The organism is Pseudomonas sp. XP2 (genome assembly GCF_053557975.1).
Genome location: NZ_JBNRIK010000001.1, coordinates 565382 through 585363, shown reverse-complemented (window position 1 = coordinate 585363; position 19982 = coordinate 565382). Strand labels below are relative to the sequence as shown.

The 19982-nt window shown below is 60.9% G+C and carries 18 protein-coding genes; 4 read left to right on the top strand and 14 right to left on the bottom strand.

What is annotated here, in order from left to right; genetic code table 11:
• Window positions 1–4: 4 nt before the first annotated feature.
• The 4 genes from glmM to rlmE all read right to left on the bottom strand — a co-directional run bounded on the left by glmM (window position 5) and on the right by rlmE (window position 4956).
• Complete coding sequence (gene glmM, locus ACK1VC_RS02715; RefSeq protein WP_095116547.1) at window positions 5–1345, bottom strand: phosphoglucosamine mutase; 1341 nt, start codon at window positions 1343–1345, stop codon at window positions 5–7.
• 16 nt (window positions 1346–1361) lie between these two features.
• On the bottom strand, window positions 1362–2213 hold the full coding sequence (folP, locus tag ACK1VC_RS02710) for a dihydropteroate synthase (RefSeq protein WP_191086991.1): 852 nt from the start codon (window positions 2211–2213) through the stop codon (window positions 1362–1364).
• Window positions 2214–2221: 8 nt separating this feature from the next.
• A complete protein-coding gene (ftsH, locus tag ACK1VC_RS02705) occupies window positions 2222–4126 on the bottom strand; it encodes an ATP-dependent zinc metalloprotease FtsH (RefSeq protein WP_016489173.1) in 1905 nt (634 codons plus the stop codon).
• Between the two features lie 203 nt (window positions 4127–4329).
• Window positions 4330–4956 carry a 23S rRNA (uridine(2552)-2'-O)-methyltransferase RlmE gene (gene rlmE, locus ACK1VC_RS02700; protein WP_012274251.1) on the bottom strand — a complete coding sequence of 209 codons (627 nt, stop codon included), beginning with the start codon at window positions 4954–4956 and terminating at the stop codon, window positions 4330–4332.
• A 102-nt stretch (window positions 4957–5058) separates the two neighbouring features.
• Here rlmE and ACK1VC_RS02695 point away from each other — a divergent pair, with 102 nt between their 5' ends.
• Complete coding sequence (locus ACK1VC_RS02695; RefSeq protein ID WP_016489174.1) at window positions 5059–5367, top strand: YhbY family RNA-binding protein; 309 nt, start codon at window positions 5059–5061, stop codon at window positions 5365–5367.
• Window positions 5368–5379: 12 nt separating this feature from the next.
• On the opposite strand, the gene ACK1VC_RS02690 is transcribed toward ACK1VC_RS02695, so the two are convergent.
• The 8 genes from ACK1VC_RS02690 to grpE form a co-directional block, all read right to left on the bottom strand.
• Window positions 5380–5829 carry a hypothetical protein gene (locus ACK1VC_RS02690; RefSeq protein ID WP_019470448.1) on the bottom strand — a complete coding sequence of 150 codons (450 nt, stop codon included), beginning with the start codon at window positions 5827–5829 and terminating at the stop codon, window positions 5380–5382.
• Window positions 5807–6283 (bottom strand): transcription elongation factor GreA, encoded by a 477-nt coding sequence (gene greA, locus ACK1VC_RS02685; protein ID WP_024717413.1) that lies wholly within the window; start codon window positions 6281–6283, stop codon window positions 5807–5809. The genes ACK1VC_RS02690 and greA overlap by 23 nt, the downstream gene beginning before the upstream one ends.
• A 2-nt stretch (window positions 6284–6285) precedes the next feature.
• Window positions 6286–9507 carry a carbamoyl-phosphate synthase large subunit gene (gene carB / locus ACK1VC_RS02680; protein ID WP_016489176.1) on the bottom strand — a complete coding sequence of 1074 codons (3222 nt, stop codon included), beginning with the start codon at window positions 9505–9507 and terminating at the stop codon, window positions 6286–6288.
• Between the two features lie 105 nt (window positions 9508–9612).
• Complete coding sequence (carA, locus tag ACK1VC_RS02675) at window positions 9613–10749, bottom strand: glutamine-hydrolyzing carbamoyl-phosphate synthase small subunit (RefSeq protein WP_016391781.1); 1137 nt, start codon at window positions 10747–10749, stop codon at window positions 9613–9615.
• 327 nt (window positions 10750–11076) lie between these two features.
• Window positions 11077–11880, bottom strand: coding sequence for a 4-hydroxy-tetrahydrodipicolinate reductase (gene dapB, locus ACK1VC_RS02670; RefSeq protein ID WP_016489177.1), 804 nt, complete (start codon window positions 11878–11880; stop codon window positions 11077–11079).
• Between the two features lie 13 nt (window positions 11881–11893).
• The gene (gene dnaJ / locus ACK1VC_RS02665) at window positions 11894–13018 is read right to left on the bottom strand and encodes a molecular chaperone DnaJ (protein ID WP_016489178.1); all 1125 of its coding nucleotides are present in this window, start codon (window positions 13016–13018) and stop codon (window positions 11894–11896) included.
• A 196-nt stretch (window positions 13019–13214) separates the two neighbouring features.
• Window positions 13215–15140, bottom strand: a complete 1926-nt coding sequence (gene dnaK / locus ACK1VC_RS02660) for a molecular chaperone DnaK (RefSeq protein WP_449117839.1) — start codon at window positions 15138–15140, stop codon at window positions 13215–13217.
• 101 nt (window positions 15141–15241) lie between these two features.
• Window positions 15242–15799: a nucleotide exchange factor GrpE gene (gene grpE, locus ACK1VC_RS02655; protein WP_449117838.1), complete on the bottom strand. Its 558-nt coding sequence runs from the start codon at window positions 15797–15799 to the stop codon at window positions 15242–15244.
• 192 nt (window positions 15800–15991) lie between these two features.
• Here grpE and recN point away from each other — a divergent pair, with 192 nt between their 5' ends.
• Window positions 15992–17665: a DNA repair protein RecN gene (gene recN / locus ACK1VC_RS02650; protein ID WP_191086993.1), complete on the top strand. Its 1674-nt coding sequence runs from the start codon at window positions 15992–15994 to the stop codon at window positions 17663–17665.
• 107 nt (window positions 17666–17772) lie between these two features.
• On the opposite strand, the gene fur is transcribed toward recN, so the two are convergent.
• Window positions 17773–18177 (bottom strand): ferric iron uptake transcriptional regulator, encoded by a 405-nt coding sequence (fur, locus tag ACK1VC_RS02645; RefSeq protein WP_003249922.1) that lies wholly within the window; start codon window positions 18175–18177, stop codon window positions 17773–17775.
• A gap of 97 nt (window positions 18178–18274) precedes the next feature.
• Here fur and ACK1VC_RS02640 point away from each other — a divergent pair, with 97 nt between their 5' ends.
• Window positions 18275–18811 (top strand): outer membrane protein assembly factor BamE, encoded by a 537-nt coding sequence (locus ACK1VC_RS02640; RefSeq protein WP_024717412.1) that lies wholly within the window; start codon window positions 18275–18277, stop codon window positions 18809–18811.
• A gap of 63 nt (window positions 18812–18874) precedes the next feature.
• On the opposite strand, the gene ACK1VC_RS02635 is transcribed toward ACK1VC_RS02640, so the two are convergent.
• Entirely contained in the window at window positions 18875–19309 is a 435-nt protein-coding gene (locus ACK1VC_RS02635; protein WP_016489182.1) for a type II toxin-antitoxin system RatA family toxin, read from the bottom strand.
• A gap of 163 nt (window positions 19310–19472) precedes the next feature.
• On the opposite strand from ACK1VC_RS02635, the gene smpB reads away from it, so the two are divergent.
• The gene (smpB, locus tag ACK1VC_RS02630; RefSeq protein ID WP_016489183.1) at window positions 19473–19955 is read left to right on the top strand and encodes an SsrA-binding protein SmpB; all 483 of its coding nucleotides are present in this window, start codon (window positions 19473–19475) and stop codon (window positions 19953–19955) included.
• Window positions 19956–19982 lie beyond the last annotated feature (27 nt).

Below are 19982 nucleotides of genomic sequence, written 5' to 3'. Positions count from 1 at the left end.
GCCTTCAGGCACAAACTTCGCCGACCAGTTTGGCCAACGCTTCAGCGTGCGTGCGCACCTGGCTTTCGTCTTCGCCTTCGACCATAACCCGCACCAGCGGCTCTGTACCCGACTTGCGCAACAGAACACGGCCGCGCCCCGCCAGGGCCTCGGTCACCTTGGCACTGGCTTCCTTGACTGCCGGGTGCTCCAGCGGGTCGACCTTGCTGGCGCCGAAGCGCACGTTGATCAGTACCTGCGGGCACTTGCGCAGGGCCTGACGGGCCTGTGCCAGGGTTTCGCCACGGCGCTTGAGCGCCATCAGCACCTGCAGCGCGGCAATGATCGCGTCACCGGTGGTGGTGTGGTTGCAGCACACGACGTGCCCGGAGTTTTCACCACCGATCAGCCACTCACGCTCCAGCAGCTCGGCCATGACGTAGCGGTCGCCGACCTTGGCCCGTACGAACGGAATATCCAGGTCCTTCAGCGCAAGCTCCAGGCCCAGGTTGCTCATCAGCGTACCCACCACCCCGCCCTGCAGCTTGCCACGATCGTGCAGGTCGCGGGCAATGATGAACAGCAGCTCGTCACCGTCGACGATGGCGCCAGTATGGTCGACCATCAACACGCGATCGCCGTCACCGTCGAAGGCAATGCCGAGGTCGGCATGGCCAACCAGTACGGCGGCCTGCAGCGATTCGATGTGGGTCGAGCCGCAACCTTCGTTGATGTTCAGGCCGTCTGGCTGCGCATGCAGCACGGTCACATCGGCGCCCAGCTCACGGAACACGCTCGGCGCCACCTTGTAGGTTGCACCGTGGGCGCAATCGACCACCAGCTTGAGGCCGTCGAAGCTGGTGCTGCTAGGCACGCTGCTCTTGCAGAACTCGATGTAGCGGCCGGCAGCATCGTTGATGCGCGACACCTTGCCCAGCTTGCCCGAGTCGACAACCGTCATCGGCTGGTCGAGCAGCTCTTCGATCATCAGCTCGACTTCGTCCGGCAGCTTGGTCCCTTGGCCCGAGAAAAACTTGATGCCGTTGTCTTCGTGTGGGTTGTGCGAGGCACTGATGACAATGCCAGCCTGGGCATGGAAGGTGCGAGTCAGGTAGGCGATGGCCGGTGTAGGCATTGGCCCCAGCAGCATGACGTCGGCACCTGCCGCAGCCAGGCCGGCTTCGAGTGCAGACTCGAACATGTAGCCGGAAATACGCGTGTCCTTGCCCACCAACACCCGGCAATGGCCCTGCTTGCGGAACGCCATGCCGGCCGCCCAGCCAAGCTTCAGCATGAACTCAGGCGTGATCGGGAATTCGCCGACGCGGCCACGGATGCCGTCGGTACCGAAGTATTTTCTGCTCATAGGGACTCCAATGTTCTTATTCGGCGTTTTGCACCGCAGCAATCATGCGTACGACATCAACAGTTTCAGCCACATCATGGACTCGAAGGATGCTCGCCCCTTTAGTCATGGCCAACGCCGCCAGCGCAAGGCTGCCGTACAAGCGCTCGCCGACCGGACGTTCCAGCGTCAGGCCGATCATGCTCTTTCGTGATACGCCCACCAGTAGCGGGCGCCCAAGGCGATAGAGCGCTTCCATGTGCTTGAACAGGCTCAGGTTGTGCGCCAGTGTCTTGGCGAAACCAAAGCCCGGGTCAAGGATGATTCTATCCGCATCGATGGCCGCTGCAGCACAGGCGGCCATCCGCTGCTCTAGATAACGCGTGACGTCAGCGGTCACATCATCGTAGTGCGGGTCGTCCTGCATGTTACCCGGCTCGCCGCGCATGTGCATGAGGCACACCGGCAGGCCGGTATCCGCAGCGGCGTCCAGGGCGCCATCGCGCTCCAGGGCACGTACGTCGTTGATCAACCCGGCACCGAGGCGCGCCGATTCACGCATGACGGCAGGCGTCGAGGTATCGACCGAAATGACGACATCGAGGCGACTGTTGATGGCCTCCACCATCGGTGCCACACGCTCCAGCTCCTCGGTCACCGATACCGCTCGCGCGCCGGGACGCGTGGACTCACCGCCGATGTCGATCAGCGTGGCGCCGGCCGCAACCATCGCTTCGGCATGGCGCAGGGCCTCGTCGCGCTGACTGAAGCGCCCGCCATCGGAGAAGGAATCGGGGGTGATATTGAGAATACCCATGACATGGGTACGCGACAAATCAAGAACCCGGTTGCCGCAAGGCAACCGGGTCGGGTACTGCACTGAGCTCATAAACGCCCTTAGTGTTGAGCTGCCGGACCGCCAATTGGCGATTCAGGGCGATCATCCTGGGCAGCAGGGGTGCCCGAATGCTTGTCATCGTCCCAATCACGCGGTTCGCGTGGCGTACGGCCAGCCATGATGTCATCGATCTGATCGGCATCAATGGTCTCATATTTCATCAGCGCTTCAGTCATCGCCTCGAGCTTGTCGCGATTTTCAATCAGCAGCTGCTTGGCGGTGGCGTAGCACTGGTCGATGATGCTGCGCACTTCAGAGTCGATCAGCTTGGCAGTCTCGCCAGAAACACTGGCGTGCTGGCTGCCCGCGCTACGACCCAGGAACACCTCACCCTCTTCTTCTGCATACATCAACGGGCCGAGTTTTTCCGACAAGCCCCACTTGGTCACCATGTTGCGAGCGAGCTGGCTGGCCCGCATGATGTCGTTGGAAGCGCCCGTGGTGACGCCATCGAAGCCCAGGGTCATTTCCTCAGCGATACGGCCACCGTACAGCGAGCAGATCTGGCTGATCAGCGCACGCTTGGACAGGCTGTAGCGGTCTTCTTCCGGCAGGAACATGGTCACGCCCAAGGCGCGACCGCGCGGAATGATCGAAACCTTGTAGACCGGGTCGTGCTCAGGCACCAGGCGACCAACGATGGCATGACCCGCCTCGTGGTACGCAGTGTTCCTCTTTTCTTTCTCGGACATGACCATGGTCTTGCGCTCGGCGCCCATCATGATCTTGTCTTTGGCCAGTTCGAACTCTTTCATTTCGACCAGGCGCTTGTTGGAACGCGCAGCAAACAGCGAGGCCTCGTTGACCAGGTTGGCCAGGTCGGCACCGGAGAAGCCGGGGGTACCACGGGCAATGACCGCCGGGTTGACGTTTTCGCCAATCGGGACCTTGCGCATGTGCACCTTGAGGATCTGTTCGCGACCACGGATGTCTGGCAGGCCTACCACCACCTGACGGTCGAAGCGGCCAGGGCGCAGCAGCGCCGGGTCGAGTACGTCAGGGCGGTTGGTAGCGGCAATGACGATGATGCCATCGTTCATTTCGAAGCCGTCCATCTCTACCAGCAACTGGTTGAGGGTTTGTTCACGCTCGTCGTGACCGCCGCCCATGCCAGCGCCACGGTGGCGACCAACGGCGTCGATTTCGTCGATGAAGATGATGCACGGGGCGTGCTTCTTGGCCTGCTCGAACATGTCGCGCACGCGGCTGGCACCGACACCGACGAACATTTCAACGAAGTCCGAACCGGAAATGGTGAAGAACGGTACTTTCGCCTCGCCCGCAATGGCCTTTGCCAGCAGGGTCTTACCGGTACCGGGCGGGCCGACCATCAGCACGCCGCGGGGGATACGACCGCCCAGGCGCTGGAACTTGCCCGGATCGCGCAGGAACTCGACCAGCTCGCCCACTTCTTCCTTGGCTTCGTCGCAACCTGCAACGTCGGCCAATGTGGTCTTGACCTGGTCTTCGGACAGCAGGCGCGCCTTGCTCTTGCCGAAGCTCATCGGCCCGCCCTTGCCACCCGCGCCGCCTTGCATCTGGCGCATGAAGAACATGAACACCGCGATGATCACCAGGATCGGGAAGCTGGCGACCAGCAACTGCGTCCAGATGCTCTGCTGTTCTGGCTGCTTGCCTTCGACAACCACGTGGTTGTCAACCAGGTCACCGATCAGGCCATTGTCGGTAATGGCCGGGCGCACGGTCTTGAAGCTGTCGCCGTCGGCGCGCTTGCCGGTAATGATGTAGCCGTCGACGGTCACACGCTCGACCTTGCCATCCTTGACCTGCTGGATAAAGTCGGAATAGTTGAGGGTCTGCGGCTCGTTAGGGCTGGAGAAGTTGTTCATCACTGTCACCAGGACAGCTGCGATGATCAACCACAGGATCAGATTCTTTGCCATGTCGTTCAATTCGCTACCCTCTGAGGCCGGCGCACGACGCAGCCGTGCCTCGCATGATATTCATCGCCCTAACTTACTACATTACCTACGCAGCCGCAGGCACCGTCTGTAACCCTTTGTGAAAGCTAGACTACACGAAGTTCGGACGATCCTGACGCAGTGGCCGATTGGAATTAACTATCGGCCACCCCGCTTCACACCTTTCATGCCCCTTTGAAGCCCCTGCCCAACAGGTATTGCTCACGGGAACGGTCCCGCGACGACGATGGCTTGCGCATCTGCACCTTGTCGAACTTGCTACGCACGTCCTTCAGGTACACGTCAAAACCTTCGCCCTGGAAAATCTTGATCAGGAAATCGCCGCCAGGCTTGAGCACGCGGGTTGCCAGATCGAGCGCCAACTCGCAGAGGAACATGGCCCGTGGAATATCTACTGCGGGCGTACCACTCATATTGGGGGCCATGTCGGAAATCACAAGGTCCACGTGCGAATCGCCGACCGCTTCGAGAATGCGCTGCAGCACTTCGTCATGGGTGAAGTCACCCTGAATGAAGGTCACATCCGCGATCGAGTCCATTTCCAGAATGTCGGAAGCAATCAGGCGCCCCTGGCCACCAATCAGACGACTGGTCACCTGCGACCAGCCACCAGGCGCCGCGCCGAGGTCGATAACACTCATGCCCGGGCGGATCAGCCGGTCCTTTTCCTGAATCTCCAGCAGTTTGTAGCTCGCACGCGAGCGGTAGCCATCCTTCTGCGCCTGTTTGACGAAAGGGTCGTTAAAATGCTCTCGCAGCCAGTTTGCGCTGCTTTTGGAACGTTGTACCACGGGGCACCTCGATGATATGCGTCGTGATTGACTGGGCGGAGCCGGTGGCCCTCGGGTAAAATGCCCGTCAATTTTACAGAATCAGACGGAAAGGGTCAGATTATGCCGCTCAATAACGAGCAGAAGAAGCAATACAAGTCCATTGGTCATGACCTGAAGCCGGTCCTGATCGTTGCCGGGAACGGTCTGAATGAAGGCGTAGTCGCCGAACTGGAGCGTGCGCTGGTCGACCATGAGCTGATCAAAGTCGAGATTCGTTCGGAAGACCGCGAAGAACGTGCAGCAACTATTGCCGAGCTGTGCAAGGCCGGCCGTGCCGAGCTGGTGCAGACCATCGGCAAAAAAGCGCTGATTTACCGCAAGAACCCACAGCCGAACAAGCAGCTGTCCAATATCCACCGCTACAAGTAACGGTGGCTCCGGTCAGTGGCGCGATGAGCGCGCCCTGACCGGCACCGGCTGGGCCACCAGCACGATGCCGGAAAAGCCCAGGACCAGGAAGCAGAACATCTGCCAGCGCTCACCCACGGAAATACCGTAGCGCAAGGTGTAATACCCCACGCAGGCACCGAAGCCGAGCAACAGCATCTGGCCACGGAACTGCCGCCACCAGGCCGCCAGGCCGTCCACCCTTGCCAGCACTGCCAGCTGGGTCAACAAGCCAAGCAACGCCACGCCGATCAACCAGCGGTCGATCTGCCCGGCGATATCCTGCACCAGCAGCGGGGCCAGGCCACTGACCTTGAGCGCAGGCACCAGCCCCACATGGAACACCCATAAGCCACCGACCCAGAAAACCTGGGCCAGTTGCCAGAGGATCCCCTCGAGGGATGGCGCCCGCAGGCGCCGGTCAGATGTGCTTGACTTCGACAATCTCGTACTCGACCGTGCCGCTAGGCGTCTTGACGACGACAGTATCACCTTCTTCCTTGCCGATGATGGCACGGGCAATCGGCGCACCGCTCGAGAGCTTGCCCTGTTTCACGTCGGCTTCATCCTCGCCGACGATCTGGTAGGTCACTTCTTCATCGGTTTCAGTGTTGGCCAGTACCACTGTGGTACCGAAAATCACCTTGCCGGTGTGGGGGATCGTGGTCACGTCGATCACGACCGAGTTCTGCAAACGGCCTTCGATATCGCGGATACGCGCCTCGACCATGCCCTGCTCTTCACGGGCGGCATGGTATTCGGCGTTTTCCTTGAGGTCGCCCAGTTCGCGTGCCTCACCAATCGCCTGGCTCAGGCGCGGGCGTTCGGTCTTGCTCAGGAACAGGTGCTCCTCTTCCAGGGCGCGAGCGCCCTGGACGGTCATCGGGTACTTGGTAATGCTCATGCTTTCAGTCCTGCATGCAGATCTTGCAGGCGACGAACGGTCTTTTCCGGACCAAATTTCAGCGCCTCGCAGATGGCTTCACCGGCCGCAATGGTAGTGGTGCAGTAAATCTTGTGCTGCAGCGCATTGCGACGAATCGAGTAGGAATCGGCAATCGACTGGCGGCCTTCGGTGGTGTTGATGATCAGCGACACTTCGTCGTTCTTGATCATGTCGACCACGTGCGGGCGGCCTTCGGTCACCTTGTTCACACGGCGCACTTTCAGGCCTGCCGCTTCGATCACCTTGGCAGTGCCAGCAGTTGCAACCACTTCGAAGCCCAGGGCGATCAGGTCGCGGGCAACGCCAGCCACTTGCGGCTTGTCGTCGTCACGCACGCTGATGAACGCGGTACCACCGGTCGGCAGCACTTCGCTGGCACCCATCTGGGCTTTGGCGAACGCTTCACCGAAGGTGTCACCGACACCCATGACTTCACCGGTCGATTTCATCTCAGGGCCGAGGATCGGGTCAACCCCTGGGAACTTGGCGAACGGGAAGACGGCTTCCTTGACGCTGTAGAAGTTCGGGATGATTTCCTGGGTAAAGCCCAGCTCTTTCAAGGTTTTGCCGGCCATTACGCGGGCGGCGATCATGGCCAGGGAAGTGCCGATGCACTTGGACACGAACGGCACGGTACGCGAGGCGCGCGGGTTGACTTCGATCACGTAGATCTTGTCGCCCTGCAGGGCCAGCTGCACGTTCATCAGGCCGACAACGCCGAGCTCCAGGGCCATTTTTGCGACCTGTACGCGGACTTCGTCCTGCACCTCCTTGCTCAGCGAGTAAGGTGGCAGCGAGCACGCCGAGTCACCGGAGTGAACGCCGGCCTGCTCAATGTGCTGCATGATGGCGCCGATCACCACGTCGGTGCCGTCGCACACCGCATCCACGTCCATCTCGATGGCGCAGTTGAGGAAGTGGTCGAGCAGTACCGGGCTGTCGTTGGACACTTGCACGGCTTCACGCAGGTAGCGCTTGAGCTCGTCCAGTTCGTAGACGATCTCCATGGCGCGGCCGCCCAGTACGTACGACGGGCGCACCACCAGCGGGTAACCGATGCTGCCAGCAGCGCGGATAGCTTCTTCTTCGCTGCGCACGGTGGCGTTTGGCGGCTGCAGCAGGTTCAGACGCTGAACCATCTGCTGGAAGCGCTCACGGTCTTCGGCGCGGTCGATGGCGTCCGGGCTGGTACCGATGATCGGTACGCCGGCTTCTTCCAGGGCGCGGGCCAGTTTCAGCGGGGTCTGGCCGCCGTAATGGACGATCACGCCTTTTGGCTTCTCGACGCGGCACACTTCCAGCACGTCTTCCAGCGTCAGCGGCTCGAAGTACAGGCGGTCAGAAGTGTCGTAGTCGGTGGAGACGGTTTCCGGGTTGCAGTTGACCATGATGGTCTCGTAACCGTCGTCACGCAGCGCCAGGGCGGCGTGTACGCAGCAGTAGTCGAACTCGATGCCTTGGCCGATACGGTTCGGGCCGCCACCCAGGATCATGATCTTGTCGCGAGTCGACGGGTTGGCCTCGCACTCTTCCTCGTAGGTGGAGTACAGGTAGGCAGTGTCGGTGGCGAACTCGGCAGCGCAGGTGTCGACGCGCTTGTACACCGGGAAGACTTCGAGCTTGTGACGGTGACGGCGCAGGTTCTTGTCGGTGATACCCAGCAGCACAGCCAGGCGCTGGTCCGAGAAACCTTTGCGCTTGAGGCGCAGCATCAGGCTCTTGTCGATCGACGACAGGGCCAGGGTCTTGACCTTCTCTTCTTCCTTGATCAGATCTTCCATCTGCACCAGGAACCACATGTCGATGCCGGTCAGGGCAAAGATCTCTTCGCAGGTCATGCCCGAACGCATGGCGTCAGCCACGTACCAGATACGCTCGGCGCCCGGCACGGTCAGCTCGCGCTTGAGGATGCCGGCAGCTTCCGGGCTGGCCAGGTCGACTTTCGGGTCCAGGCCACAGGCACCCACTTCCAGGCCGCGCAGGGCTTTCTGCAGGGACTCCTGGAAGGTACGGCCGATGGCCATGACTTCACCCACGGATTTCATCTGGGTGGTCAGGCGGGCGTCGGCTTTCGGGAATTTCTCGAAGGCAAAGCGCGGCAGCTTGGTGACGACGTAGTCGATCGACGGCTCGAAGGAAGCCGGGGTGCGGCCGCCGGTGATGTCGTTCTGCAGTTCGTCGAGGGTGTAACCGATGGCCAGCTTGGCGGCGATCTTGGCGATCGGGAAGCCGGTAGCCTTCGAAGCCAGGGCGGACGAACGCGATACCCGCGGGTTCATCTCGATGACGACCATGCGGCCGGTGTTCGGGCAGATACCGAACTGCACGTTGGAACCGCCGGTTTCAACACCGATTTCACGCAGCACCGCCAGCGAGGCGTTGCGCATGATCTGGTATTCCTTGTCGGTCAGGGTCTGCGCGGGAGCAACGGTGATCGAGTCACCAGTGTGCACGCCCATCGGGTCAAAGTTTTCGATCGAGCAAACGATGATGCAGTTGTCCTTTTTGTCGCGGACCACTTCCATCTCGTACTCTTTCCAGCCGATCAGCGATTCGTCGATCAGCAGCTCTTTGGTCGGCGACAGGTCCAGACCGCGGGTGCAGATTTCTTCGAATTCTTCACGGTTGTAAGCGATACCACCGCCAGTGCCACCCATGGTGAACGACGGGCGAATGATGCACGGGAAGCCAAGCTTCTCGAGGACCGCATAGGCCTCTTCCATGCTGTGGGCGATACCGGAGCGGGGGCACTCCAGGCCGATGTCCTTCATCGCCTTGTCGAAGCGCGAGCGGTCTTCAGCCTTGTCGATGGTGTCGGCGTTGGCACCGATCATCTCTACGCCGAACTTCTCCAGAACGCCGTGGCGCTCCAGGTCCAGCGCGCAGTTCAGTGCGGTCTGGCCGCCCATGGTCGGCAAGACGGCGTCCGGGCGTTCTTTCTCGATGATCTTGGCCACCGATTGCCACTTGATCGGCTCAATGTAGGTGGCGTCGGCCATGGCCGGGTCGGTCATGATGGTGGCTGGGTTGGAGTTCACCAGGATGACGCGGAAACCTTCCTCGCGCAGGGCCTTGCAGGCCTGGGCGCCGGAGTAGTCGAATTCACAGGCCTGGCCGATCACGATCGGGCCGGCACCGAGAATCAGGATGCTTTTGATGTCTGTACGTTTTGGCATGGTGGTCACTCAAATCCGGGGTCAGTCGGCAAGCCGCTTTGAACAATCTGGGTCAGGCGCTTCCGGGCGCGGCGCGAGCCGGCCCGGGGCCTTGAAGCAGGATGCTCAGCGGCGCTTGGCCATGGCATCGGTGAAACGATCGAACAGTGGCGCGACGTCGGTCGGGCCAGGGCTCGCTTCAGGGTGGCCCTGGAAGCTGAACGCGCTCTTGTCGGTGCGCTCGATACCCTGCAGAGTGCCGTCGAACAGCGACTTGTGGATGGCGCGAACGTTGCCCGGCAGGGTGGCTTCGTCAACAGCAAAACCGTGGTTCTGGCTGGTGATCATGACCACGCCGGTATCCAGGTCCTGGACCGGGTGGTTGGCGCCGTGGTGACCGTGGCCCATTTTCACGGTCTTGGCACCGGACGCCAGGGCCAGCAGTTGGTGGCCGAGGCAAATGCCGAATACCGGAATCTCGGTTTCGAGAATTTCCTTGATCGCCTGAATGGCATAGTCGCACGGCTCGGGGTCACCAGGGCCGTTGGACAGGAACACACCGTCCGGGTTGAGTGCCAGCACTTCGCTGGCCGGGGTCTGGGCCGGCACCACAGTCACGCGGCAGCCACGGGCAACCAGCATGCGCAGGATGTTCAGCTTGACGCCGTAGTCGAAGGCGACCACGTGGTACGGCAGGTCGGCAGCTTCGATGGTCGGGTGGCTGTCGGTTTTCAGCTCCCACACACTGGAGCGCCACTCGTAACGCTCCTTGGTGGAAACGACCTTGGCCAAGTCCATGCCCTTCAGGCCAGGGAAGCCACGGGCGGCGGCGATGGCTGCCTCTTCGCTGATGTTGTCACCGGCGAGGATGCAACCGTTCTGAGCGCCTTTTTCACGCAGGATACGGGTCAGGCGACGGGTGTCGATGCCGGCGATGGCAACAACGTTGTTGGCCTTGAGGTACTCAGGCAGCGACTGGGTGTTGCGCCAGTTGCTGGCCAGCAGCGGCAGGTCACGGATGACCAGGCCAGCGGACCAGACGCGGTTCGACTCGGCATCTTCCGGCGTAGTGCCGGTGTTGCCGATGTGCGGATAGGTCAGGGTAACGATTTGCTGCGCGTAGGAAGGGTCTGTAAGGATTTCCTGGTAGCCGGTCATAGCGGTGTTGAACACCACCTCACCAACGGTCTGACCGTCGGCACCGATGGCTTCACCGCGAAAAATACTGCCGTCGGCAAGGGCGAGTATGGCTGGCTTTGTCAAGAAGACCTCCCGTAAATCAAGCATGAAAGGGCGATCGCAGGTTGCAAAAAAGCGGAGTGACGTATGGACACGTCACCCCGCTTTCATGTGCTGAATTCAATTCGCTGCGCGCTTTTAGTGGACACACTAAAGCTGTAGCTTACAGAAAAGTGCGTTTTCGGTCTACCGCATATGTGTCTCTAAAACACATCAATGCGACAGACTGACATCGGCGGGGGCTTCTTCGCGGGCTCGCCCGCTCCCACAGGAACACCACAGACCCCAAGACCTGCGCAATGCCTGTGGGAGCAGGCAAGCCCGTGAAGAAGCCAACACCACTCGAACGGCTTAGCGCAGCTCGAGCACATCCTGCATGTCGTACAGGCCAGGCGCGCGCCCATCCAGCCACAGCGCCGCACGCACGGCGCCCTTGGCGAAGGTCATGCGACTGGAAGCCTTGTGGGTAATTTCCAGGCGCTCGCCTTCGGCAGCGAACAGCACGGTGTGGTCACCCACCACATCACCAGCCCGCACAGTCGCGAAACCGATGGTCTTGCGATCACGCGCGCCGGTCTGCCCCTCACGACCATACACGGCCACTTCCTGCAGGTCTCGGCCCAGCGCATTGGCAACGACCTCACCCATGCGCAGCGCAGTGCCCGAAGGTGCATCGACCTTGTGCCGGTGGTGCGCCTCGATGATCTCGATGTCGACATCATCGCCCAGCACCCGCGCTGCCATGTCCAGCAGCTTCAGGCTAAGGTTTACACCCACGCTGAAGTTGGCGGCGAACACGATTGGAATGTCCTTGCCGGCCTCGGCCAACAGCTGCTTCTCTTCAGCTGTAAAACCGGTGGTGCCAATGATCATCGCCTTGCCGTGCTTGCGGCAAAACGCCAGGTTTTTCAGGGTGACCGAGGGGTGAGTGAAGTCGATGAGCACATCGAATTCATCGGCGACCTTGGCCAGATCATCGGACAACAGCACGCCAATCCGGCCAAGTGCCGCCAGCTCACCGGCGTCAGCCCCGACCAGCGAACTATCAGGACGATCGATCGCCGCCGTCAACCCGGCACCCGGGGTTTGCTGCACGGCTTCGATAAGGGTCTTGCCCATCCGCCCTGCCGCACCCATCACTGCAATACGTCGCATAGCCTGTTCCTTGTCAGAGATCGCCGAAGAAGCGCTTCACGCCATCGAACCAGCCACTGGCCTTGGGCGAGTGGGAGCTGTCGCCTTCCAGCGAGTCACGCAGCTCTTCGAGCAGCTCGCGCTGACGGCGGCTGAGGTTGACCGGGGTTTCCACCGCCACCCGGCACAGCAGGTCACCGGCACCACCACCGCGGACCGGCGCCACGCCCTTGCCACGCAGGCGGAACTGCTTGCCCGTCTGGGTACCTTCCGGAATTTTCAGTTTCACGCGGCCATCGAGGGTGGGCACTTCCAGCTCGCCACCCAGGGCGGCATCGGTGAAGCTGATTGGCACTTCGCAGTACAAGTGCTTGCCATCGCGCTGGAAGATCTCGTGCTCACGCACACTGATCACCACGTACAGGTCGCCAGTGGGGCCACCATGGGCCCCGGCCTCGCCCTCGCCCGACAGGCGGATGCGGTCACCGGTATCGACACCTGCCGGCACCTTGACCGACAGCGTCTTGTATTCCTCGACACGGCCTTCGCCGTGGCACGAGGCGCACGGGTCGGTGATGATCTTGCCTTGGCCATGGCAGCGCGGGCAGGTCTGCTGCACCGAGAAGAAGCCTTGCTGCATGCGCACCTGGCCGATGCCACCACAAGTCGGGCAGGTGGACGGGGTCGAACCCTTCTTGGCGCCAGAGCCATCGCAAGGCTGGCAGTTGACCAGGGTAGGCACACGGATGCTGACCGTGGTGCCACGCACTGCTTCTTCCAGGTTCAGCTCCAGGGTGTAGCGCAGGTCGCTGCCGCGCTGGGCACCGCCACGGCCGCCACCGCGGCCGCCACCGAAGAAGTCGCTGAACACATCACCGAAGATATCGGAGAAGTTGGCGCCACCGAAGCCGGCACCACCACCGCCCATGCTTGGGTCGACACCTGCGTGGCCATACTGGTCGAACGCCGCGCGCTTGCTGGCATCAGACAGCACTTCGTAGGCCTCGTTGGCCTCCTTGAACTTGTCTTCAGACTCTTTGTCACCCGGGTTGCGGTCCGGGTGGTACTTCATCGCCAAACGGCGGTAAGCCTTTTTGAGGTCAGACTCACTGGCGCCGCGCTCGACGCCCAGAACCTCATAATAATCACGCTTGGACATAGGTCATTTGCACCTTGTTGGGCGTCTGGCATCTGCGCCGCGCCATCAGCACCTGCCTGCGCCTCCAAAGGTGGCTGACAGATGCTGTAAAAATTCTCGAATTCCAGATACGCCAACGCGGGAGCAAGCCCCCGCGCGGCGACATCCTACCAGCTCACCGCCAAACGGCGGTGAGCTGGCCGACAACATGCAGGGATTACTGCTTGTTGTTGTCTTTCACTTCTTCGAACTCGGCGTCAACCACGTCATCGTGCTTGGCTTCCGGCTCGGCCTGCTGCGCGCCACCCTGAGGCTGTTCAGCCGACTGCTCGGCGTACATTTTCTGGGCAACCGGGGCAGAGACCTTGGACAGCTCCTCGACCTTGGCATCGATGGCAGCCTTGTCGTCGCCTTTGACGGCGGCTTCCAGGGCAACCACAGCCGCTTCGATGGCAGTTTTCTCTTCAGCGGTGACATTGTCACCCGCGTCAGCGACCATCTTGCGGGTCGAGTGAACCAGTGCATCACCCTGGTTACGGGCCGCGGCCAGCTCTTCAAACTTGCGGTCTTCCTCGGCGTTGGCCTCGGCGTCACGCACCATGCGCTCGATCTCTTCGTCCGACAGGCCGGAGTTGGCCTTGATCACGATCGACTGAGTCTTGCCGGTAGCCTTGTCTTTCGCGCCTACGTGCAGGATGCCGTTGGCGTCGATGTCGAAGGTTACTTCGATTTGTGGAACGCCACGCGGTGCTGGCGGAATGTCAGCCAGGTCGAACTTGCCCAGCGACTTGTTCTGCGCAGCCTGCTTACGCTCGCCTTGCAGTACGTGAATGGTCACGGCGCCCTGGTTGTCATCGGCAGTGGAGAACACCTGCGACTTCTTGGTCGGGATGGTGGTGTTCTTCTCGATCAGCGCAGTCATCACGCCGCCCATGGTTTCGATACCCAGGGTCAGCGGGCTGACGTCCAGCAGCAGCACGTCTTTCACGTCACCGGCCAGAACAGCGCCCTGGATGGCAGCGCCCATGGCAACGGCTTCGTCCGGGTTGACGTCCTTGCGGGCTTCTTTACCGAAGAAGTCGGCTACTTCTTTCTGCACCAGCGGCATACGGGTCTGACCGCCGACCAGGATCACGTCGTCGATCTTGCTGGCGTCGATGCCGGCGTCTTTCAGGGCGATGCGGCAAGGCTCGATGGTACGCTTGACCAGGTCTTCGACCAGCGACTCCAGCTTGGCGCGGGAGATCTTCACGTTCAGGTGCTTAGGACCGGTGGCATCTGCAGTGATGTACGGCAGGTTGACGTCGGTCGACTGAGCGGACGACAGTTCGATCTTGGCTTTTTCTGCGGCTTCTTTCAGGCGCTGCAGGGCCAGAGGATCGTTCTTCAGGTCCATGCCCGACTCTTTCTTGAACTCGTCGACGAGGTAGTCGATCAGGCGCATGTCGAAGTCTTCGCCACCCAGGAAGGTGTCGCCGTTGGTAGCCAGTACTTCGAACTGGTGCTCACCGTCGACTTCGGCGATTTCGATGACCGAAACGTCGAAGGTACCACCACCCAGGTCATAAACGATGACGGTGTGGTCGCCCTTGGCCTTGTCCATGCCGTACGCCAGTGCAGCGGCGGTCGGCTCGTTGATGATGCGCTTTACGTCCAGGCCAGCGATACGACCGGCGTCTTTGGTAGCCTGACGCTGGCTGTCGTTGAAGTAGGCCGGAACGGTGATGACCGCTTCGGTCACTGGCTCGCCGAGGTAGTCTTCGGCGGTCTTCTTCATTTTCTTCAGGACTTCGGCGCTGATTTGCGGCGGAGCCATTTCCTTGCCAGCCGCTTCGACCCAGGCGTCACCGTTGTTCGCCTTGACGATCTTGTACGGCACCAGCTTGATGTCTTTTTGCACGACATCTTCTTCGAAGCGGCGGCCAATCAGGCGCTTCACTGCGAACAGGGTGTTGTGCGGGTTGGTCACAGCCTGGCGCTTGGCCGACTGACCTACCAGGATTTCGCCATCGTTGGCGTAGGCCACGATCGAAGGGGTAGTACGCGCACCTTCGGCGTTTTCGATGACCTTGACGTTACCGTTTTCCAGAATGGAGACGCACGAGTTGGTGGTCCCCAAGTCGATACCGATGATTTTACCCATGTTAACTCTCCCGAAACTTGAATTTGGTAGCAGCGACTACTTTGGCCAACTGCGGTAATACTTGAAGGCTTGACACCTAGATGGGGATGCCCCGATGGATTTCAAGCCTTTTCACTGATCGAGGGTTGCGCCGCGCTCGGCGCCTTGCTGACCACCACCATGGCGGGGCGCAGCAGGCGGCCGTTCAGCAGGTAACCCTTCTGGAACACATTCAGCACGCTGTTTGGCTCGACTTCGCCGTTTTCCTGCATGGCCATGGCCTGGTGGTGCTCAGGGTTGAACGGCTGGCCGTGCGGGTCGACCGCTTCGAGGTTGTAGCGCTTGAGGGTGTCCTGGAACATCTTCAGGGTCAGCTCGACGCCTTCGCGGATCTGCTTGACGTGCTCGTCCTCGGCGCTGGAGTGGGCCAGGGCCAGCTCCAGGCTGTCGATCACCGGCAGCAAGTCGCTGGAGAACTTCTCCAGGGCAAACTTGTGGGCTTTCTCCACATCCTGCTCGGCACGACGGCGCACGTTCTGCACGTCGGCAACGGCGCGCAGCGCCTGGTCCTTGGCTGCGGCCAGCTGTTCCTCGAGCTCCAGAACACGGGTGTCAGCTGCAGTGCCTGCACCGGTTTCTTCCACGTTAAGGTCTTTCTCGTTCAGCTGTTCATCAGCCATGGGGTCTCTCCTGCGCAATTTTGTGGACTGCGAGCCAGGCTCGCCTGTGATGTCGGCTATATGGGGCCGGAAAAACCAGCTTCAAGGGGGCAAGGTGCTTTTCCCCACTGCAACAGATTCTGTGAAGGGCATTGGCAGGCCCGAAAAAAGTACTGTATAAATAACCAGACCTGACTTTCGGGAGCCGCCCCCATGCTGGTGCACCTGTCCATTCACAACTACGCCATCGTCGAGCACCTCGACCTCGAAATTGCCCGCGGCATGTCCGTCATCACGGGTGAGACCGGCGCTGGCAAATCGATCATGCTCGACGCCCTCGGCCTGGCCCTGGGCGATCGGGCCGACAGTGGCGTGGTGCGCCCTGGCACCGACAAGGCGGACATCCTCGCCACCTTCGACCTGGTAGACATCCCCGAGGCCCACGCCTGGCTGGCCGAACGCGACCTGGACAACGACGGCCTGTGCATCCTGCGCCGGGTAATCACCGCTGAAGGCCGCAGCCGCGGCTACATCAATGGCACGCCGTGCCCGCTGGGCGACCTCAAGGCGCTGGGCGAGCTGCTGATCGATATCCACAGCCAGCACGAGCACCAATCGCTGCTCAAGACCGACACCCACCGCCGCCTGCTCGACGAGTACGCCGGCGCCGTCGACCTGGCCCGCCAGGTGCACCTGGCCGCCAAGCGCTGGAACCAGACCCGTCTGGAGCTGGAACGGCTGTCCAATTCGGGTGACGAGCAGCGTGCCCGCCATCAACTGCTCAGCTACCAGCTGGAAGAGCTGGACAACCTTGGCCTGGGTGAGCAAGAACTGGAGCAACTGGAACAGGAACACAAGAACCTGACCAGCGCCGAAGCCCTGTTCGGCATTTGCCGCCAGGTGATCGACCAGTGCAGTGAAAGCGATTCGGGCAACGTGCTCAGCGCCCTCACCTCCAGCCTGAACCGCCTGGGTGCCGCTACCCACTCGCCCAAGGCACTCAGCGAAGCAGCCAACCTGATCGCCAGCGCACAGATTCAGGTCGAGGAAGCCGTGGGCGAACTCAATCGCTTCCTCGACAATTTCGACGCCGACCCGATGCGCTTGCAAGCACTGGAAGAGCGCCTGGACACCATTTATACACTGGCACGCAAACACCGCGTGCACCCCACTGAACTGCCTCACCTGCAACAACAGTTGATGGAAGAGATCGAAGGCCTGAACGCCAGTGATGAGTCGATCGAGCGCCTAGGCGAAGAACTGGCCGCTTTCGCACACCACTATAAAGAGCGGGCGCGCGAGCTCAGCGCCCTGCGCCAGCAAGCGGCGCAACAACTGGCGGGCGCCGTCGAGCAGGAAATCCAGCGCCTGGGCATGCCCGGCGGGCGGTTCCGTATCGAGCTCACTCCCACCGAGGGCGCAGACCTGTCACCGCATGGCCTGGAGCAGATCGAACTGCTGGTCAGCGCCAACCCCGGCCAACCGCTCAAGGGCCTGGCAAAGGTGGCTTCGGGTGGCGAACTGTCGCGTATCAGCCTGGCGATCCAGGTGATTACCGCGCAGACATCACGCATACCTACCCTGGTGTTCGACGAAGTCGACGTGGGCATCGGCGGCCCTACGGCCGAAATTGTCGGCCAGTTGTTGCGCCGCCTGGGCGAGCGCGGCCAGGTACTGACGGTGACCCACTTGCCACAGGTCGCCGCGCAAGGGCATCACCACCTGTTTGTGCACAAGGTGCGCAACAGCGACACCACCCACACCGCCGTGGCCAGCCTGGGCAAGCGTGAGCGGGTCGAGGAAGTGGCGCGAATGCTGGGCGGCATTGACCTGACCAAGGAATCCCTGGCGCATGCGCGCAAGATGGTGGTTTCTGGCAAGGCCTGATGCTACCTGTACTGGCCCTATCGCCGGCAGCAAATTAATCTGCCCGAAGCAGGAAGCACAAAGGCGACCCGAAGGTCGCCTTTGTCATTTGTAACGATAAAAAATCGTTACTTCTTCTTACGCACATACAGGACCAGATTGTGGTCCACCAGCTCAAAGCCATGCTCGGCTACGATTTCGCGCTGGCGCTTCTCGATTTCGGCATCCATGAACTCGATGACTTCACTGGTATCCACGTTCACCATATGGTCGTGGTGACCGCCATCGGCCAGCTCGAACACTGCATGGCCGCCGTCGAAGTTGTGGCGAACCACCAGCCCCGCCGCTTCGAACTGGGTCAGTACGCGATAGACGGTGGCCAGGCCTACGTCCTCGCCTGCTTCCATCAGTGCCTTGTAAACATCCTCGGCACTCATGTGACGCTGCTCGGTGGAATCGAGCATCTGAAGGATCTTGACTCGAGGCAGGGTCACCTTGAGACCGGCTTTGCGCAATTCGCTATTTTCAACCATGGTCAGCTTTCTCGCCGATGCTGCTTCGCAGCTTCTCTTAATACGGGTATGATCGGGGTTTACGTTGTCCAGCCAAGATAGTGGAAGTCGCCCACCGATGCAAAACACCAAGCTCTTGCTAACCAGCCTCACCCTAGTGGGACTGCTCGCACTCGCCGGTTGCTCGTTTCCCGGGGTTTACAAAATCGACATCCAGCAGGGCAATGTCGTCACGCAGGACATGATAGACCAATTACGCCCGGGAATGACCCGCCGGCAAGTAAGGTTTATCATGGGCAACCCGCTGATTCAGGACACCTTCCACACCAACCGTTGGGATTACCTGTACAGCCTGCAGCCGGGTGGTGGTAAACGCCAGCAAGAGCGCATGAGCATCTTCTTCAACGAAAGCGACCAACTGGTCAGCTTGTCGGGCGACTTCATGCCAGGCGTCAGCCGCGACCAGGAAATCCTCGGTGGCAGCAGCGACACCACCGTCAGCCCGGCCACCGAGCCAGGCCAGACCGAACAGCCAGCAGCGCAGCCTGAAGAAAAACCAGCCAAGCCTGGTTCAACTGAAGAGGCCATTCAGCGCGAAATCGACACCATCGAGACCACCCCGGTCCCGACCCCGGCACCGCTGGAAACCCGTTAACCGGGAACAGCAGATGCAAAAAAGCCCGGACCTGGTCCGGGCTTTTTGTTTGCAGCTTATGCGTCAGCCATTCAATTGCTTGGCACGCTGGCAGAACGCATCGACCAGTGTGTTGGCCGCCTGATTGAACAGCGGGCCCAACGTGGCGCGCACAATCGGCCCGGCATAATCGAAGGACAGGTCCAGGCTGATCTTGCAGGCCTTTTCGCCCAACGGCTTGAACACCCACACGCCATGCAGCTGTGTGAATGGCCCCTCTTCAAGGTTCATCTCGATCGACTGCCCCGGCACCAGCACATTACGCGTGACGAAGTACTGGCTCATGCCGCCCTTGGCCACCTCCAGCTTGGCATGCATGTGCGTATCACTGGCATCGATCACCGTCGAGGCCGAGCACCACGGCAGAAACTCTGGGTAGCTGGCCACATCGTTGACCAGATCGTAGAGCGCCTGGGCGGGGTATGGCAGCAGGGCGGAGCGTTGAATATGGGTAGTCATCCAGGCGTCACTTCCAAGGCTGGGTGGCTTCGCTTCGCAGCGTGCCGAAAACAGGTTCTGTGCGTATGACAGGGTTTGTATTGTCCGGTATTCATTCCGGTGGCTCAAGCACACCGAAATCCCATAGCGAACGACGCGCGGCTTTGCCTATAATGCCGCCCCTATGGCTAAGCAAAAAAAACATCCGACCGGGACCATCGCGCAGAATAAAAAAGCGCGACACGATTACTTCATCGAACACAAGTTCGAGGCCGGGCTGGTCCTGTCCGGCTGGGAAGTAAAAAGCCTGCGAGCTGGCAAGGCGCACCTCGTTGACAGTTACGTGCTGCTCAAGGACGGTGAGGCCTGGCTGTTCGGCAGCCACATCACCCCGCTGACCACTGCCAGCACCCACGTCATCGCCGACCCCATCCGCACCCGCAAGCTGTTGCTGAACAAGCGTGAGCTCGAGCGGCTGGAAGCGGCTGTAGCGCAAAAAGGCTACACCTGCGTGGCGTTGTCGCTGTACTGGAGCAAGCACCTGATCAAGTGCGAAATCGCACTGGGCAAGGGCAAGAAGGAATTCGACAAGCGCGACACCGTGCGCGAACGCGATTCCAACCGCGAGCTGCAGCGGGTTGTGCGGAACAAGGGCAAGGAAGACTAATCGGTCTTTAGCCTGTTCCGGCCTCTT

Coding starts and splice junctions, on each gene's coding strand:
- dapB (WP_016489177.1), bottom strand. CDS start 11,880: ATGCGACGTATTGCAGTGATGGGTGCGGCAGGGCGGATGGGCAAGACC.
- ACK1VC_RS02640 (WP_024717412.1), top strand. CDS start 18,275: ATGCAAAACACCAAGCTCTTGCTAACCAGCCTCACCCTAGTGGGACTG.
- grpE (WP_449117838.1), bottom strand. CDS start 15,799: ATGGCTGATGAACAGCTGAACGAGAAAGACCTTAACGTGGAAGAAACC.
- ACK1VC_RS02695 (WP_016489174.1), top strand. CDS start 5,059: ATGCCGCTCAATAACGAGCAGAAGAAGCAATACAAGTCCATTGGTCAT.
- dnaJ (WP_016489178.1), bottom strand. CDS start 13,018: ATGTCCAAGCGTGATTATTATGAGGTTCTGGGCGTCGAGCGCGGCGCC.
- ftsH (WP_016489173.1), bottom strand. CDS start 4,126: ATGGCAAAGAATCTGATCCTGTGGTTGATCATCGCAGCTGTCCTGGTG.
- fur (WP_003249922.1), bottom strand. CDS start 18,177: ATGGTTGAAAATAGCGAATTGCGCAAAGCCGGTCTCAAGGTGACCCTG.
- carB (WP_016489176.1), bottom strand. CDS start 9,507: ATGCCAAAACGTACAGACATCAAAAGCATCCTGATTCTCGGTGCCGGC.
- dnaK (WP_449117839.1), bottom strand. CDS start 15,140: ATGGGTAAAATCATCGGTATCGACTTGGGGACCACCAACTCGTGCGTC.
- recN (WP_191086993.1), top strand. CDS start 15,992: ATGCTGGTGCACCTGTCCATTCACAACTACGCCATCGTCGAGCACCTC.
- folP (WP_191086991.1), bottom strand. CDS start 2,213: ATGAGCTCAGTGCAGTACCCGACCCGGTTGCCTTGCGGCAACCGGGTT.
- ACK1VC_RS02635 (WP_016489182.1), bottom strand. CDS start 19,309: ATGACTACCCATATTCAACGCTCCGCCCTGCTGCCATACCCCGCCCAG.
- glmM (WP_095116547.1), bottom strand. CDS start 1,345: ATGAGCAGAAAATACTTCGGTACCGACGGCATCCGTGGCCGCGTCGGC.
- smpB (WP_016489183.1), top strand. CDS start 19,473: ATGGCTAAGCAAAAAAAACATCCGACCGGGACCATCGCGCAGAATAAA.